Origin of the sequence: Streptomyces sp. NBC_01635 (genome assembly GCF_045209715.1) — a bacterium.
GTDB classification, from domain to species: Bacteria; Actinomycetota; Actinomycetes; order Streptomycetales; family Streptomycetaceae; genus Streptomyces; species Streptomyces hirsutus.
Genome location: NZ_CP109277.1, coordinates 4,748,759 through 4,764,792 on the forward strand (window position 1 = coordinate 4,748,759; position 16,034 = coordinate 4,764,792).

General features: G+C 69.2%; 16 protein-coding genes. 10 read left to right on the top strand and 6 right to left on the bottom strand.

Annotated features, from left to right (window positions below; genetic code table 11):
- Positions 1–76: 76 nt before the first annotated feature.
- Entirely contained in the window at positions 77–328 is a 252-nt protein-coding gene (locus OHB56_RS22125; RefSeq protein ID WP_406355175.1) for a hypothetical protein, read from the top strand.
- A 475-nt stretch (positions 329–803) separates the two neighbouring features.
- Positions 804–1,346, top strand: a complete 543-nt coding sequence (locus OHB56_RS22130) for an MOSC domain-containing protein (protein ID WP_406355177.1) — start codon at positions 804–806, stop codon at positions 1,344–1,346.
- A 243-nt stretch (positions 1,347–1,589) separates the two neighbouring features.
- Here the strand turns inward: OHB56_RS22130 and OHB56_RS22135 are convergent, their stop codons facing one another.
- Positions 1,590–1,817 carry a DUF6480 family protein gene (locus OHB56_RS22135; RefSeq protein ID WP_406355178.1) on the bottom strand — a complete coding sequence of 76 codons (228 nt, stop codon included), beginning with the start codon at positions 1,815–1,817 and terminating at the stop codon, positions 1,590–1,592.
- Between the two features lie 645 nt (positions 1,818–2,462).
- Entirely contained in the window at positions 2,463–3,089 is a 627-nt protein-coding gene (locus OHB56_RS22140) for a hypothetical protein (protein WP_406355180.1), read from the bottom strand.
- Positions 3,090–3,338: 249 nt separating this feature from the next.
- Between OHB56_RS22140 and OHB56_RS22145 the strand changes: the two genes are divergently transcribed.
- Complete coding sequence (locus tag OHB56_RS22145) at positions 3,339–4,946, top strand: serine/threonine-protein kinase (RefSeq protein WP_406355182.1); 1,608 nt, start codon at positions 3,339–3,341, stop codon at positions 4,944–4,946.
- Between the two features lie 129 nt (positions 4,947–5,075).
- On the opposite strand, the gene OHB56_RS22150 is transcribed toward OHB56_RS22145, so the two are convergent.
- Both OHB56_RS22150 and OHB56_RS22155 read right to left on the bottom strand, forming a co-directional pair.
- Entirely contained in the window at positions 5,076–5,240 is a 165-nt protein-coding gene (locus OHB56_RS22150; RefSeq protein ID WP_406355183.1) for a hypothetical protein, read from the bottom strand.
- A gap of 186 nt (positions 5,241–5,426) precedes the next feature.
- Positions 5,427–5,582 (bottom strand): hypothetical protein, encoded by a 156-nt coding sequence (locus OHB56_RS22155; protein WP_406355185.1) that lies wholly within the window; start codon positions 5,580–5,582, stop codon positions 5,427–5,429.
- Between the two features lie 137 nt (positions 5,583–5,719).
- Here OHB56_RS22155 and OHB56_RS22160 point away from each other — a divergent pair, with 137 nt between their 5' ends.
- Positions 5,720–6,499 (top strand): calcium-binding protein, encoded by a 780-nt coding sequence (locus OHB56_RS22160; RefSeq protein WP_406355187.1) that lies wholly within the window; start codon positions 5,720–5,722, stop codon positions 6,497–6,499.
- Positions 6,500–6,876: 377 nt separating this feature from the next.
- Here OHB56_RS22160 and OHB56_RS22165 read toward each other — a convergent pair whose 3' ends face one another.
- A complete protein-coding gene (locus OHB56_RS22165; RefSeq protein ID WP_406355189.1) occupies positions 6,877–7,425 on the bottom strand; it encodes a DUF4232 domain-containing protein in 549 nt (182 codons plus the stop codon).
- Between the two features lie 354 nt (positions 7,426–7,779).
- Here OHB56_RS22165 and OHB56_RS22170 point away from each other — a divergent pair, with 354 nt between their 5' ends.
- The 4 genes from OHB56_RS22170 to OHB56_RS22185 all read left to right on the top strand — a co-directional run bounded on the left by OHB56_RS22170 (position 7,780) and on the right by OHB56_RS22185 (position 12,320).
- Positions 7,780–9,309: a helix-turn-helix domain-containing protein gene (locus OHB56_RS22170; protein WP_406355191.1), complete on the top strand. Its 1,530-nt coding sequence runs from the start codon at positions 7,780–7,782 to the stop codon at positions 9,307–9,309.
- 184 nt (positions 9,310–9,493) lie between these two features.
- Positions 9,494–9,736 (top strand): DUF6411 family protein, encoded by a 243-nt coding sequence (locus tag OHB56_RS22175; protein WP_406355192.1) that lies wholly within the window; start codon positions 9,494–9,496, stop codon positions 9,734–9,736.
- 59 nt (positions 9,737–9,795) lie between these two features.
- Positions 9,796–10,752, top strand: coding sequence for a polyphosphate kinase 2 (gene ppk2, locus OHB56_RS22180; protein ID WP_406355194.1), 957 nt, complete (start codon positions 9,796–9,798; stop codon positions 10,750–10,752).
- A gap of 701 nt (positions 10,753–11,453) precedes the next feature.
- Complete coding sequence (locus tag OHB56_RS22185; protein ID WP_406355196.1) at positions 11,454–12,320, top strand: effector binding domain-containing protein; 867 nt, start codon at positions 11,454–11,456, stop codon at positions 12,318–12,320.
- Between the two features lie 260 nt (positions 12,321–12,580).
- Here OHB56_RS22185 and OHB56_RS22190 read toward each other — a convergent pair whose 3' ends face one another.
- Positions 12,581–12,829 carry a hypothetical protein gene (locus OHB56_RS22190; RefSeq protein ID WP_406355197.1) on the bottom strand — a complete coding sequence of 83 codons (249 nt, stop codon included), beginning with the start codon at positions 12,827–12,829 and terminating at the stop codon, positions 12,581–12,583.
- Between the two features lie 438 nt (positions 12,830–13,267).
- Here OHB56_RS22190 and OHB56_RS22195 point away from each other — a divergent pair, with 438 nt between their 5' ends.
- Together OHB56_RS22195 and OHB56_RS22200 are read left to right on the top strand one after the other, a co-directional pair.
- Complete coding sequence (locus tag OHB56_RS22195; RefSeq protein WP_406355199.1) at positions 13,268–14,239, top strand: hypothetical protein; 972 nt, start codon at positions 13,268–13,270, stop codon at positions 14,237–14,239.
- Positions 14,240–14,651: 412 nt separating this feature from the next.
- Entirely contained in the window at positions 14,652–15,824 is a 1,173-nt protein-coding gene (locus OHB56_RS22200; RefSeq protein ID WP_406355201.1) for a TerD family protein, read from the top strand.
- Positions 15,825–16,034: the final 210 nt, after the last annotated feature.

The following is a 16,034-nucleotide window of genomic DNA, read 5'->3' on the forward strand; positions in this document are numbered from 1 at the left end:
TCCTGCCGGAACGAGCCCGCAGCGCGCACGGCACACTGGGGCGGGGAAGGCGCCGACGCTTCGGGCAGGGGGAGACGTGAACGAGGGCTGGCCCAAGCGCTGGTGGTCTGCGGCTCTCTTGGCCGCGGTGCTGACCGGCATCGTGATGTGGGACGTCCGGCGGGCCGTGGGGATCCTCACGGAGCCGGTGGTGGACCGGTGGGAGCTGCTCGGGCTGTGCGTGGGAGGCACTGTGTTCGCCCTCTTGGCGATGCAGACTGCCGTCCGCGCGGTCGGCCTTCGCCGAACGGCACGAGCCGTCGGCTCTGAGACGCGCGTCGACGACTGAGATCGCGGACAGGCCCGCGCCGGATGCGGGACACCCACCCGGCGCCGCTGACGTCCGACAGGGACGCGGTGCCGGCTGGAGCATGACCGGCCGGAACGTGGCGTGTGGCACGCGGGCGTATCGGGTCCGTCACCCCCGGAAGAACCCCTACGGGGGAAGGACGCGGCGGTACGCCGCAACGGAGTGGTGGAGGACCGGAGCCGGGCGTTCGATGCGCCGCGTGCGCCGGCCGGGACGCCCGACCGGACGCCGGCCGGCACACTGCTTGCTCCGCGTACCCCGTGCGAGCGGGCGGGCCCGGCCGGCCGCGCCCCCCACGAAGGCTCCGAGGCCCAGCACCCCAGGTCGAAGTACCCATGAGCCCGGAAAGCCTCACGGCCCCACCCGCGATCGACCGTGGCCGCCGCACCGTGGCCGCCGCGAGGTCCGGCGGTTAGGGTCGTGGCTGTTCAGCGCCGAGGAGGGGGATCCGAGGATGACCGGGACAGTGACGGCAGTCAGCAGCAACGGCGTGTACTCCTTCACCAAGCCGAACCGGGACAGCGTCGTGCTGCTCGCCGGGCTCGGTGTGGAGGGCGACGTCCATGCCGGCGTGACGGTCAAGCACCGCTCGCGGGTCGCGCAGGACCCCACCCGGCCGAACCTGCGCCAGGTCCACCTCATCCATGAGGAGCTCTTCGCCGAGGTCGGTGGAGAGGGGTTCGAGGTGGCGCCCGGTGACCTCGGTGAGAACATCACCACCCGCGGCATCGACCTGCTCGGTCTGCCGGTCGGCACGCTGCTGCGCATCGGCGACGACGCGGTGCTGGAGGTGACGGGCCTGCGCAATCCCTGTCTGCAGATCGACAACTTCCAGGACGGGCTGCTGAAGCAGGTGGTCGGTCGCGACGAAGCCGGGAACCTCGTGCGCAAGGCCGGAATCATGAGCATCGTGAGGGAGAGCGGTGCGGTGCGCCCGGGCGACGCGATCAGAGCGGAGCTGCCCAGCGGACCGCACTGGCCCCTGGACCGGGTCTGACGCCCTCCGTCGGGCAGGCCGCAGCTCGCCACGTCCTCGCGTGGATGAAGATCACGAGTGCCGTGGCTCCCACGGCGAGAACGGATCCCGTCCACACCGCCATCAGCCCCACGCACCGGAAGGTCACGTAGGACCGGGAGCAGCCGGCGTTCCGGACTGCCCCGTGCGCCCTGGCCGCCGCGTCCCGCCACCGACGGCACCCGGCGACAACGCCTTGCGGCCCCTGAGCATGCGCGGGAAGCGTTACACGACCAGGGTCACCACCATGGCGACCAGTCCGATCACCACCAGTGCCACCACCGCCATGATCAGGACGAGCGGCACCGCTCCCCACCCCTTGCGCAGCTCGGGCGGCTCCGGATACGAGATGCCGTACGTGCCGCCTTCGGCGGGAGGCGTCTCACCAGGGGAGACGCCGCTCCTCGGTGCGGCTTCCGGGGTTTGCCTCGGGTCGGGATCAGGAGTTGTCATGGCACACGCTCCTCTTGGCGCTCATCCGCCTGTGGGCTGGTTCTCCTCGACACCGCACCGCCTTCGCTCATACGGAGGGGGTGCGCTGCTTGTCGGGCCTTGCGGCGCTGATGTCGCCGAGGTCAGAGGTTCGGCGGTCGCCGGGGCACTCGTCATGACATCGCTGACACGCTGAGCCATGGGACCGTCCCTCCGCGAAGTGGGCGGTGCTCTCCGCCGCTCGGCCTGCCGAGTACCCGTGGGCGACCGGTCCTCACATGGTCGCCAGGGGCGTGTGGACGACGGTCGGGACCGGTGATCGTCCCGCTACCGCGATACGGGTACCGGGATGGGACCTTCCTCGCTGAGGGGGGCTCCCGAGGGGGTCGGGTGGGCCACGTCCGGAGGCGAGCCCTGCCGGCCGCCCAGCGCCACCGCCGCTCCTTGTGAGCGGGCCCGGGAAAGCACCGTCCGCGCCTGGTTCCCGTACACGTCGGCCCTGGTCGGGACGGACGTGTACGGCGGTGCGGCGGGCGTGGGAGGGTCCCGGTCGTGCGCGGGGTCCGGTGGCGCAGGCGGGCGAGGGGGCGCCGGGCCGCCCGGGTGGTGTGGGCGGGGGCGGGCCGGCGGTTCGCGGCGTCGACGGCGTTCGTGACGCCGTGGGTACTACGTCCCTACGGCGAACGGATTTCCGTGCCCGGGAAGCGGTTCGCCCGGCGGCACATACCGCAGCCGTCCGTCCTGGTCGGTCACCAGGGTGAACCCGGCGGCCTGCAGGAGAGAGGAGTACTTGGCTTTGTAGTGTCGGTTGATGGTGAACCCGATGGGTATCAGGGCCATCAGCGCGGCCCAGATGACGCCGACGAGGACAACGGCCGTGGTGCCCTCGCCGAGCGCGAAGCCGAGGGGCAGGGCCAGCGGGATGGCGGCGATACCTGTGATCAGGATCAGCTGCCTGTCGGTGTACATGGCGGTTATGTCGAACGCGATGCGTGCCTCGAGGAGCTCGAGCGCCTCGGGCACGAAGGGCGGCAGCGCGCCCCCGTCGCCCGCGTCCGGGTACCGCGCCCAGTTCTGCGCGGCCCGCGCCTGGGCCTGCGGGCTGGGGTCGGGCTCGATCCACATCACGTACCTGTCGTCCTGCTGCATGTCCGCGTAGTCGTACCCGAACTGCTGGGCGATGAAGGCGAGTCGGCTGAAATTCTTCAGGGATGCCGCCGTGGCGGGGGCGACCTTGACCGGCTCCCCGCTCGCCATCTGCCGCAGCATCTTCCGCACATGCCGTTCCTTCATCGGTCCCCCATCACCCGCACGGCCTCGGTGGCCATCGGCGGCGTCGTCGCTTCTCATGAGCATCACCAAGCTTGCCGATCACCAACTGTCGCCGCAATCAAGCGAACTCGCGCCTCAACGCCCCGGCCCCTCCGGTCGTACGAGTGATCAGATCAGCCCCGGGCCTTGAAAGGGAGGACGACCTTTAGGCTGCTGTTATTGATCAGCTCATCAGATCATCGACTCAGAGGGGCGGGGGGACGAGGACCGATGAACAACGCGACTGAGGTGTTCCGGCCGTTGCAGGCGGACGATCCGCCTGCGGTGGCCGGCTACCGCCTCGCTGCCCGGCTCGGCGCGGGAGGCATGGGGCGCGTCTATCTGTCGCACACGCAGGGTGGACGACCGGTGGCGATCAAGGTGGTACGGCCGGAATTGGCCGACGACCCGGCGTTCCGGCGGCGGTTCGGCCGGGAGATAAAGGCGGCCCAGCGCGTCCGGGGCGCGTACACCGCTGAGGTGATCGACGCCGACGCGGACGGCATACCGCCCTGGCTGGCCACACTGTACGTGCCCGGGCCCTCCCTGACGGAGGCCGTCGCCCGGCGCGGACCGCTGCCGGTGCCGGCGGTGCTGTGGCTCATGGCCGGGGTGGCCGAGGCGCTGCAGGCCATCCACGGTGCGGGAATCGTGCACCGGGACCTGAAGCCGTCGAACGTGCTGCTGGCCTCCGACGGCCCGCGGGTGATCGACTTCGGCATCTCGCTGGCCGCCGACGCCACCTCGTACACCGCCACGGACGCCGTCGCCGGCACGCCCCAGTTCATGGCTCCCGAGCAGGCGTCCGGGGGCGAGGTCACGGCGGCGACCGACATCTTCGCGCTCGGCCAGACAGCGGCGTTCGCGGTGCTGGGCGAGCCGCTGTACGGGAACGGTTCCTCGGCCGGCGTGCTGTACCGGATCGTGCACGTGAAACCCGACCTGTCCCTCATGCCCCCGCAGCTCCGTCCGCTGCTCGCCCGGTGCCTCGCCGCCCGTCCGGAGGAGCGGGCCACCCCGGCGGAGATCATCGAGTGGTGTCGGCAGCAGTTGGGCCAGGACGCCGACGCAGGGGCGGGTCCGGCCGTCTGGCGGGAGGTCACAGGGCCGGAGGTGATGGTTCCGCTTCCGGTCCCCGATCCCACCCCGGTGCACCACACGCTGCCGTTGCTCGCACGGACGCAGCCGGTCGGGCCGGACGAGCGGAAGGCCCGTCGACGGAACATCGCGCTGATCACGGCCGCCGCAGTGACGGCGGGTGCGCTGCTGCTGACAGGCATGGCATGGACGGTCAAGGACGCGATGGACCGGCTCCGCGACCGGAACGCGGCCGCCTCCTCGACGTCCGGACCGACAACGTCCGGACGGTCGTCGACCTCTTCGTCGGCACCCACGCCGGCCGCGGAGGCCGACGGCCGGACACCAGAGGTGCCACGCCCCTCCCCGACCGCGTCCAAGTCGCCGCAAGCCGTCGCGTATCCCCAGCAGTGGCTGGACGAGAAGAACTCACTGGACATCAAGGAGCCGGTCGAGCGCGAGGACCGCAAGGGGGACATCCGCTTCGTCTGCGAGGAGACCTGCGCGCTGGAGAGCGACACCAGCGTGATCAGCCTGCGCTACGGCAAGCCGGGCGCCTCCCTGGACTCGTGCCGCCTCGACCTCACCGGAGCCGACAGCCACGACCTCCCGCTGGCCGCAGTGGCGAACGGCAGTGAGATCTGCGTCAAGCACCCCTCCGGAGACATCGCCCTGCTCGTGGTCCAGGTGAAGTCGACCGCGCTGCCGGCCAGCGGGGTCAGCTTCGTGATGGCGGACATGACGGTCTGGCGGGCTGCCTAGAAGTCGTCTGCCGTCAGAGGCCGGATCCTCCATCCACAGGACGGACCCGGCGACGACCGCCGTTGTCCTCCGCTGTTGGTGTCAGTCGCAGATGTCAGCCGCAACGACAGGGCGTGACAGCTCTGGGCACTACACCATGATCAGTCCTGGACAGGCGTCCGGGCGTCCGTACTCCAGGATCCGGGGCGGCACTTCACGCATGCGCGCCACGTCTTCCACCGGCGCTTGGAGCACGACCTCGATGACGTGGTCCTCCAAGCCGAGGTCGTACAACGACCCAGGATCCGAGGTCACGCGCGACAGCTCCCGGTCGAGCTCCATCGTGTTCGCCGATCTGCGCCAGTACCTGCGGGAGGATGACGCGAGGCGCAAGGGCGTGGCCGACGAGCCGATGGAGCTGGACCAGGAGCTGGGGCCGCGCTGACATGACGCTCGTCGTGAGACGGACTCCGACTCGCGTGCCGGAAAGCAGCCGGGTGATCATGTCATCGCCGTCATCGCCGTCATCGCCGTCATCGCCGTCATCGCCGTCATCGCCGTCATCGCCGTCATCGCCGACTCGTCAGGTCTCCTCGCCTCCCTCGGCTCGACGTACCCGGAGTGGCGATGATCAGCAGGCGCAACACCGTTGAGCATGAGTGTTGTTGACACTTTCGGGGCTCGAAGAGGGCGAGGGCCCTGTGTGTGGGGGAGGCGTTGAAGAACGAGGTGGTGAACCGTTGGCCAACGCCGTACGCTCCCTCTGATCAATCAAAGACTTCGGGGGGACATTCATGCGCGCCACCACGCGCCTCACCCTGCTCAGCACCGGCGTCGCGCTGGTCGTCACCACAATCGGCGCCACCGCCGCCCAGGCGGAAGACGGCGGCAAGGGCAACATCACGATCGACAAGGTCGTCGTCAACGGCGGCAAGCCGGTCGTGGTCGGTACCACCGAGGTGGTGTCCGCCAAGGTCTCCGTGACCGCTTCGGACGATTCGGGCATCGCCGGGACCACGTACATCAGTGCCTCCGGTCCGAAGCCGAACTACGCGCAGATCTGGGACGACGAGATCACGTGCGTCAAGGCGAGCGCCACCACGTCGACCTGCACGGGCACGCTGACGTTCGACCCGCAGGCGTCGACCGGCTTCGTCGGCAACAACGCGGCGGCCACCTGGAGCCTCGGCACGCTGGTCTCCGCCAACGACTACGACTACATCCACCGGGACGCGGCCACCACGTTCAAGGTGCAGCGCCACTCGAAGCTGACGGTCAACGCCGCGCCGGAGCCGGTGAAGAAGGGCAAGACCCTCACGGTCACCGGCAAGCTGTCCCGCGCCAACTGGGAGACCAACAAGTACGCCGGCTACACCAACCAGTCGGTGAAGCTGCAGTTCCGCAAGAAGAGCTCCAGCACCTACACCACCGTCAAGACCATCAAGACGAACTCGACGGGCAACCTGAAGACCACGGTCACGGCCTCCGTCGACGGCTACTTCCGCTACAGCTTCGCGGGCACGGCGACGACTCCGGCGGTCAACGCGGCCGGCGACTTCGTGGACGTCCAATAGCCACGTGCAGCCACGTGCTGAGAGCGTTTCTGAGACCTGAGGCGGAGAGAACACCGATTCGCCCCAGGCGACCGTCACAGCACGCCTGGTCGGGTCTCAGTGGATGTCCGGCAGGGGCGCCGTCCTCAGGGGACGGCGCCCGGGTACCCGGGCGGCTCCGCGCGCCCCGGCCCGGTCACTGCGTTCGCCTTCACCAAGCCCGACACTGAGCCCCCTGGCCTGAGCAGCGAGCCGAAAAAGGGTTCGCCGGAGTACCGCGGACGCCACGCGGGAGCCCGCGTGGCGTCCGCGATGTTGCCGCCGGCCGCACCGCGCCCCGGTGAAGAAGGGACGCCCGGTGCGGCCGGCGGCGGCTGTGTCGCGGGATGCCGGGGCGGTTACCAGACGAGGGCGTCCGCCGCGTTGTCCTGCCAGTAGGTGACGGTGGCGGCACTGTTGAAGAAGACACCGCCGTTCGGCAGCTTCAGGGTCTTCTCGTCGTCGAGCGCGTTGCCCTTCTTGTCGGCGAGGAACACGCCCAGGGTCTTCGCGGTGCTGCCCCCTTCGCCGTCGGGGGAGAACGTCGTGATGCCCGCGTACGCGGACTGACCGGGCTTGAGCACCACCACAGCCTGCGGGGTGGTCTCCTTGGCCCACGGCAGCGGGGCCTGGGCGTCGGCGCCGGCCCTCAGGTGGGGGGCGCTGTAGGCGTAGCAGGGCTTGGTGCCGGTGTTGGTGGCCTTGAGCAGCAGGTGGTTGATCGGGCGGGACACCTCGGTGACGGTCAGCTTGGTGTTCGCCGTGGTGCAGGTGACGGCCGAGGGGGCCTCCTTCGTGGCGGCGGAGGCGGTCTGCCCGGCGGCCTGGAAGCCGACGAACGCGAGGGCGGCGGCGACGACCATGGAAGAGGCGGCCGTGCGGGAGGCGAAACGAGTGGCGATACGCATGAGTGGACTGCTTTCTCTGAACATCAGGAAGATGATTTTTTGGCGGTGAACCGCGTCGCCGACCGGCGGCCCGGCGGCCCGGCGGTCGGTCGGCCGGTCGGTCGGTCGGCCGGTCTTGTCCTGGCCGTGCTGCGCGGGGCGCGGGTGGGCACGCCGGAAGCGTGGGTCGTGAAAGGGAGTTGGGCGAGGCGGATCACCGTGTTCGGTGAGGCGCCGTGCTTGGATGACCCAAGGCTGTGTCATGCGGCGTCCCACGCGCCATTCCCTCGGGATTTTTGGGACGTTGGGATGCGCGACCGGCTCTGAGCTGGGGAAACGTGACCTTCATGGGATGCCGAACGGGATGGGGGACTGGTGGGGGCGGCTGAGGAGATTGCCGATTTCGCGGCACTGCTGCGTGAGTTGAAGCAGCGATCCGGGCTGAGTTACGAGGCTCTGGCGAAGCGGGCGCACATGAGCACCTCGACGCTGCACCGGTACTGCAAGGGGGAAGGCGTACCGGCCGACCACGAGGCCGTCTCCCGCTTCGCCCGGGTGTGCAAGGCGACTCCCGAGGAACGGGTCGAGTTACACCGGCGCTGGGTCCTGGCGGACGCGGCACGGGAACGTGCCCGGCGGGCCGCAGCGGAGGCGGAACCGGACTCCGCGGAGCGGGCCGGAGCGTCCACACCCGGCGGCTCGGACCCGGAGCCACGCTCCGCGCGGGTACGCACAGAGGGCCGGCCCCGGCCGGAGCCCGTGCCGGACGCCCCGCCCGCGCCGGGGCCCCCGACCCCGCCCGCGCCGGGGCCCCCGACCCCGCCCGCGCCGGGGCCCCCGACCGGACCCGCACCGGGGCTTTCGACCGGACCCGTGCCGCCGACCGCGTCCGCATCCACGACCCCCTCCCTGAGCGAGCCCGGGGACCCTTCCGAGTCCGTCGCCGAACCGTCGTCGGAGGAGACGGCTGTCCTCACTCGCCGCACGCCGGCGCCCCTCCGGACCGCCCGCAGCCGGTGGGCCCTGATCGCGGCGAGCACCGCCGTCGTCGTCGCCGTGTCCACCGCGCTCACGATCGGCCTGAAGGGCGGGGAGAAAGACCTGGCGGAGAACGGCCGGCCGGCCGACACCGTGACCTCCTCCGGAGAGTCGGCCTCCGCCGCCTCCACGCCGCCCCCCTCGGCGTCCACGTCCCCCTCCGCGGGTCCGAGCCGCTCCCCGGCCCCTGCTCCGGCCCCCGGAAAGCCCGACGCCGAGCCGTCGGCGCCCAGCACCGGCACGGGCCGCGCCCGGGGCGGCGACGAGGCCCCGCTCACGGTGAGCACCCGCACCTACGCCTGGGACGACCCGCAGTGCGAGGGGAAGTACCTGATCGACCGGCCTCCCGACGAAGTCTCACCGCCGGTGATGGGGCAGGACGTGCCGGGCTGGGTGAAGGCGCACGGCGCCATCGCCGCCGACCGGCAGCGGGTGGCGCTGACCGTCCAGGGCACCGGGGACGAAGCCGTCGTCATCGAGTCCCTGCACGTCCGCGTGGTCGGCTCGAGCGCGCCCCCGGCCTGGAACGCGTACCTGGGGTCGTCGGGCTGCGGTGGAGGCGTGGAGACGAGGTCGTTCGACACGGATCTCGACGCCGGTCACCCCACCGTCGTGCCGAAGGCCGGCCAGCGCGGTTTCCCCTACAAGGTCAGCCGGTCCGACCCCGAGGTGCTGTACGTCACCGCCCGTGCCCGTGCCCACGATGTGCACTGGTACGCGGAGCTGCAGTGGTCCAGCGGCGGCCGGCAGGGAACCACACGGATCGACGACCACGGAAAACCGTTCCGCACCAGCGGCAGCCAGGGCCGTCCCGTCTACGAGCACTTGCTCGGCGGCACCGAATGGTTCAGCGTGGCGGAGAACTGAACCCCGGGGCTCCGACACCGAGGACGTGTCCGGGCCGAAGCGTCGACGACGCCGGGCGCGTGCCGCGGCAGGTGCGGGTGAGGGCCGGTGATCGGACCGGTCCCGGATCGGAGCCTTCGCCGCTCACATGGGTGGGACGAGGCGGGGCACCCGTATGTCGGTCCACCAGCAAAGGAAGCCGATCATGGTAGTCGTCGCCGTCATCGCCGTGTGTGCGGTCCTGGCCGTCCTGGCCTTCCTCGTCCCCGGTCTCTCCCGCCGTCCCGAACGCGGCACGCACCGTACGCTCGGTGCCGGGGCGCGGGCCGGTGGCAGGGCGCCCGGCATCCTGGGCCGGCTCTTCAGCAAGCCCTTCCACACCGGTTCGCGCGCGGTGAGCCGCAGCGGTTCGGCAGGTCGCCGCTCCCGCGGCCGTATGTCCTTCTGACCGACTGTGCGGACCGAGCGGACCGAGCAGACCGAGCGGACCGAGCGGGGAGACCGGTGATGAACGCCGAAGAAGCGGACAAGCTGCTGGACGGGCTGACGGTGGACGCCAGTCGGCGGGAGCAGCCGATCGTGCTGGACGCGGACGGGCGTCCCATCCGGACATGGCAGGAGAACCATCCGTACGACCGCAAGGTGAGCCGCAGGGAGTACGAGCGGACCAAGCGCATCCTGCAGATCGAGCTGCTCAAGCTCCAGCGGTGGGTCAAGGACACCGGCGCACGCCTGGTCGTCGTGTGCGAGGGGCGTGACGCGGCCGGCAAGGGCGGCACGATCCAGCGGCTCACCGAGCGGCTCAACCCGCGTGGCGCACGCGTGGTCGCCCTGGACAAGCCCACCGAACGCGAGGCGGGCCAGTGGTACTTCCAGCGCCACATCGCGCATCTGCCGACGGCCGGTGAGATCGTCTTCTTCGACCGCTCCTGGTACAACCGGGCCGGCGTGGAGCGCGTGATGGGATATTGCTCCAAGGACGAGTACGAGCTGTTCCTCGACCAGTGCCCGGCCTTCGAGCGGATGCTGGTCGACGACGGCGTCCTGCTGGTGAAGTTCTGGTTCTCCGTGTCCCGCTCCGAGCAGCGCACGCGCTTCGCGATCCGGCAGGTCGACCCGGTCCGCCAGTGGAAGCTCTCGCCCACCGACCTGGCGTCGCTGGACCTCTGGGACGACTACACCGAGGCGAAGGTCGACATGTTCCGCGCCACGGACACCGCCCACGCCCCCTGGACCGTCGTCAAGAGCAACGACAAGCGGCGCGCCCGGCTGGAGACCATGCGCAGTCTGCTGTCGCGCATCGACTACGCCAGCAAGGACAGTGAGGCGGTCGGCACACCCGACCCCCTCATCGTCGGCGCCGCCGACACCCTTCTGGAACCCGGTGAGGAGGACACCACCCTGTCGCCCACTCCGCTGTTCCCCGGCGCCGAGGGGCCCGGCAAGCACCCCGGGACCGTATGACGCCCACGAGCCCCGCATGAGAGGACCCGGGCCTGCGTCATCGCTGCGCGGAAGCGCGCCTTCCCCGCGACGGTCGTAGTACGCCCCCACGGTCACCACCGTCACGGCAGTCGGCCCGACCGCCGGGACCCGCACGGCATCGGCATCACCCGCGAGGACGCCGAGTCCGCGACCCGGGATGTGTGAATCTTCGACAAGCACACGTTCGCCCACTTCGGCTCGCGGTCGTACACCACCAGGGACGAGGCCAGGGGCATCACGACCGACACGCTGTACGGCATCGACGCCGTCATGGTCCGCGCGGTCGTCGACCGTCACGGCGAGGAACCCGCCCGGGAGGAACCCGCCAGGACCGAGAGCTGACCCGGGCCGCGCAGACGGGGGCGCGCAGCGGTTCCTCGGCCCGGAGCCCGGGCGGGGCGGCGGGATCCTCGAAGTGCCAGGGCAGGGGTCTGATCCGCTCCTTTTCTCCGTGCTCCCGGCAAGGTTCGAATCTGCGACGTCCGCTTGAGGAGTTCGGCCGACAGGCGACCGAGTGCTTTGCTCGACCACTGGGCGAAGCACGTGGCCCGTGTGCGCGTCGTACTGGGCGGTGGGAAGGGGAGGCCGGCCCGGGCCGATCGGATCGGGCACAGGATGTCGGGTCGGGGAGGGGGTCTGCTTCCTAGCGTGGTGATGACGAAAGAGGAAGGAGACCGGGAGTGCTGGAGCGTCTCAACCAGGCCCTGGAACACATCGAGGGCCGTCTCGAGCAGCAGGTCGACGTGACGGAGCTGGCGCGCATCGCGGCCACCTCGGAGTACCACCTGCGCCGGATGTTCTCCGCACTCGCGGGCATGCCGCTGTCGGAGTACGTGCGGCGCCGTCGGCTCACGGTCGCGGGTGCCGCGGTGCTCGCGGGGCGGGAGTCGCTGCTGGAGATCGCGGTGCGCTACGGCTACGGCTCGGGCGAGGCCTTCGCCCGGGCGTTCCGTGCCATGCACGGCATCGGGCCGGGTGAGGCCCGGCGTACCGGTACCGTGCTCGTCTCCCAGCCCCGGTTGGCCTTCCGCCTCACCGTAGAAGGGAGCAGCAGCATGCGCTATCGCGTAGTGGACAGGCCGGACTTCAGCGTCGTCGGGCTCAAGGCCCGGGTACCGCTGGTGCACACGGGACCGAACCAGGCGATCATCGACTTCGTCCGCGGGATCGACCCGCGGATGCTGGAACGCCTGGAGAAGCTGTCGGACCAGGAGCCACAGGGCATCGTCGCGGTCTGCGACGACCTGGACCCCAGCCGCGCCGAGGGCACCGAACTCGACTACTACCACGGGGTGATCACGTCGGCGGCCGCCTCCGAGGGCGCCACCGTGCTTTCCGTCCCGGCCGGTACCTGGGCGGTCTTCACCACCTCCGGGCCGGCCCCGCAGGCCATCCAGGAACTGTGGCGGGACGTGTTCACCCAGTGGTTCCCCTCCACCCCGTACCGCAGCCGCCCCGGCCCCGAGATCCTCCGCACCCGCTTGTCCGCCGACGGGACCGAGGCCGATGCCGAGCTGTGGCTCCCGGTGGAGCGGGACCAGGGCTGAACACGACATCGAGCCCATGGGCCCGGAGCTGCGACCGAGTGCTTCGGACGGCCGGAGGAGAAGCCGACTGAAGCACTCGGTAGGGGCCGGCCCGGGAGGGGACCCTCCTGAGCCGGCCCTTACTTCTGTGCCCCTGGCAGGACGCGAACCCGCGACACGGCTTGAGGAGTTCGGTCCGAGGCCGCTCCGGCTGCTTCCTCCGACTGGTGTGACGGCCGAACGGAGTCGTTGGTGTACGCCCCCGTCCGGCGTCGTCGAGGTCAGCCGTGGATGTCGGGCGGAGGGCTTACCGGGGTCTCGGAGATCTGTCGCGCCAACTCCTCGACGACCTGCGGGACGACCCGCTGAGCGTCCTCGTCCTGTAGTGCTTCGGTAAGTGCTTGATGCACTGCCGCATACGGCTGTCCGGCGTGTGAGGTGCGGGTCCGATCGACCGCCCGCTCGATCTTCGCGAGGTGGGCTGCCACGAGTGGCATGGCCTTCTCGTACTCGCTGGGGTCCGTGGTCATGGGCTCAGCCGATCAAGGTGGGCCGACGGGGTCAAGGCCGGCGGTAGGCCATCAGCTTGGGAAGCTCGGGTCTTCAACGGGCGGTTGTTGGACTGACCTGTGGCGGAGTGTGGTTTTAGCCCTGGTCGTACCTGCGGTCAGTCTCCGCTGTTCCCCGTGGTTCCCCGGAGGATCTGGCACACGAATGGCACGTTCCCTCCTCTGAGCCGCCGGGGACGAACCTCGACCTTGGAACGTGCTGGCACTGGCTATGTGTATTGCGCAGTTTGACAAGAGCTGCAGGCCTCGGAGACCACCTGGTCCGGCGAGGGGAGCACGTTAGGAAATTGGGGGTGATGTGTCGGTTCAGGGAGCTATCGTCGCCACATGAGATCAACCGTTCGGCCTCGGCTCTCCGTTCGCGTGGGCACGGCCCCTGTGCCGGCCCTGGTAGAGGGGGTGCCCGCGTCCCTCGAACCTGCGCTCCGTGACTGGATCTTCGACACGGCGGCTCAAGGCCGGCAGGAGGCGCAGCACGTTCTGATCCGGTTGGATCTCGAACTGCCGAGGCGGTACCTGAACGATTATCAGCGGGAGTTGAGAGAACGTGAGGCGGAGCTGGCGGAGCTCACCGCGCAATGGGAGGCGGAGAGTTCGATGCGGGAGGAGAAGGCGTACTTTCCCGGTCGGCCGTCTGTGCCCATGCCCCCGGACCCGTACGTGTGCTTTCTTGCTTACGGCACGGAGTCGGAGATCCTGTGGGACGTGGTCGATGACCTCCTCTCCGTGTTGTGCAGGGAGCCACTGCCCCCGGAAACTTCGCCGATTGTCGCCCGGTTGAACAGCGGCGCCAGGCGGACCAAGCGGATCATCGAGCCGTTGAACCGCCTGCTGATTGAATCCCGGTCGGTGTATGAGGTCGCCCCGGATCAGCGCGGCCTCCAGCGGAGAATGGAGGAGGGTCTCAGCGAGGCACTGGCCATGGCATCAGACGCGGCTGAGAGCAGTGGTTACCTGGCAGCCCGGCGGCACTTGGGGCGAGCCCGCGACAAGCTGTTCGCGGTGCACGCTGACGCAAGCGGTGCCTACGTTGACCTGATCCGCGCGGTGGAGGCAGTGGCCTGCCCGATGTTCCTGCCGCGCAGCCCGCTGCCCACCCTCGGCAGGGTCCGTGATCATATCCGGGACGCAGAGGCGAAGTACGAGTACGTACTGACCGACAAGTCTGGGACGCAAGGCACGACAGCTGGGGTAGTCGCGATGCTCACTGATCTGTGGGAGGGGCACGGTGACCGGCATGCGGGCGGTCCGCGCGAAGTCCCGGTATCTCAGGAAGCAGCTGAAGCAGCGCTGAGCGTCGCGAGCGCTTTGGTGACGCTCTTCAGTAAGAGAGCGGTGCGTTTGCGCCCCGTGGGGCAGCCTGGAGTGTGATGGTCAGGGTCGGGTGACGAGGCGCCGGGTTAGGCCCGCGGAAGGCCGTCGCGCGGTGGCCAGCGATCGGTAAGTGGCAACGAACCGAGCCACAGCTTGGGAAGCTGCGATCATTTGCGGCTGGATAGGGCCCTTACCTGGGCATACGGCTGGCGCGCGCCCTCGTCGGACTCGGCGTTTTTACCGTGAGTCCCCGCTGTTCCCCACTCCAGCTGGTGCGCTTGTGGTGCGGTGCTCAGACGAATGCGCGCGCAGGAGGACACCTGACGGCGTGTACTTCACTATCGCCTGGTTGGCCGTCCCAGCAACTCGGTCAACTTGCAGCGGTACTCATTGCTCCCGGCGTCAGCGTTTGCTGTACACAAACCAGTCGGAGACCTCACGATGTACACACCACCGTGAGAGGCCACACATGACCACGACTCTTGCCAAGGGCGGCAACACGCCCCTGTCAGTAGGGGTATGCCATGTCACCCTTACATCGCCCACAACTAGCATCGACGTCTCCGCCGTCCTTCTAGGGACAGACGGCAGGGTGCGGAGCGATGACGATCTCGTCTTCTACAACCATCCGTCGCAAGACAGCGTCACCCTGAAAGGGCAAACCATCATCGCGGACCTGGTGGCGGTCCCGTCCACGGTCGACAGAATCGCTGTCGTCGCCAGCATCGACCCCGAACTACCGGCCACCCACTTCGACGCAAGTAACACCCCACAGGCCGTCATCGAGTGTGGGAGCACGCGGATCAGTTTCATGCCACCGCCTCTGACGAATCGAGAGACAGTAGCCATCCTGGTCGAGCTCTACAGACGAGCAGGTGGGTGGAAAGCTCGAGCAGTAGGCCAGGGCTGGGACACAGGACTGGCGGGTCTGGCTACAGACGTTGGGATCGTTGTGGATGATCCGGGGCCGTCCCCGGCCCCGCCCTCACCTGCGCCAACGCAACCTCGCCCTACGGCCCCCCTAGGTAAGGTCGCGCTCACCAAGGCTGGTCAAGCAACCATCGACATGCGCAAGGACGACCCAAGCCTCGTCGTCACCGCCAGCCTTGAGTGGAATGGTGGAAGCGCAGCCCGGCGACAAGCCGGCGCCGACCTCGACCTATACGCCCTCTACGTCCCCAGAAGTCTTGTTACGCCCCAAGGGAAACGCCCGAACAAGACAGACCACGTCGTCTACTACCGCCAACTTGGATCTATCTCCGCACCGCCCTACATCGCTTTGGACGGCGACTCCCGAGTGCCCGGCCGTGAGACGGTCACGATCCGTCGTCCCGACCTCCAGGGATACGTCCTCTTGTGTGCATACAGCGCTGTGGAGAATGGTACGGGCTCGTTCAAGTCCTACGGCGCCCACGCGGTCATTACTGATGGGCGAGGCTCCACCGTTACGGTGCCACTGTTCAACAACCGCAACCAGTCCTACTGGGTAGCCATTGCCCTGATTGACTTCACTGTTCCCGGCGGTGTTCAGATCCGGCACGTGGAGAAGTACAGTGGAAACCATGTCGAAGCCCGCCCGATGCTGTACTCCAACGGGAACTTCAGGATGAGCACCGGAAGGGTCGAATTTAAGACCAGGTAGTAGGTGCCGAGGGTCGCGCGCACCGAGAGCTGAAAGCTGCCTGTGAGCACCGCTTTAGGAGTTCGATCCGCGCCCGCTCCGGCTGCTGCCGCCGACTGGTGCGACGGCCGGACAGAGACGCTGCTGTACGCCCCCGTTCGGCGTCGTTGATGTCAGCCGTGGATGTCAGCGATCTTCTGATCCGTGGCTCTATCCGGAACGGACGCTGAG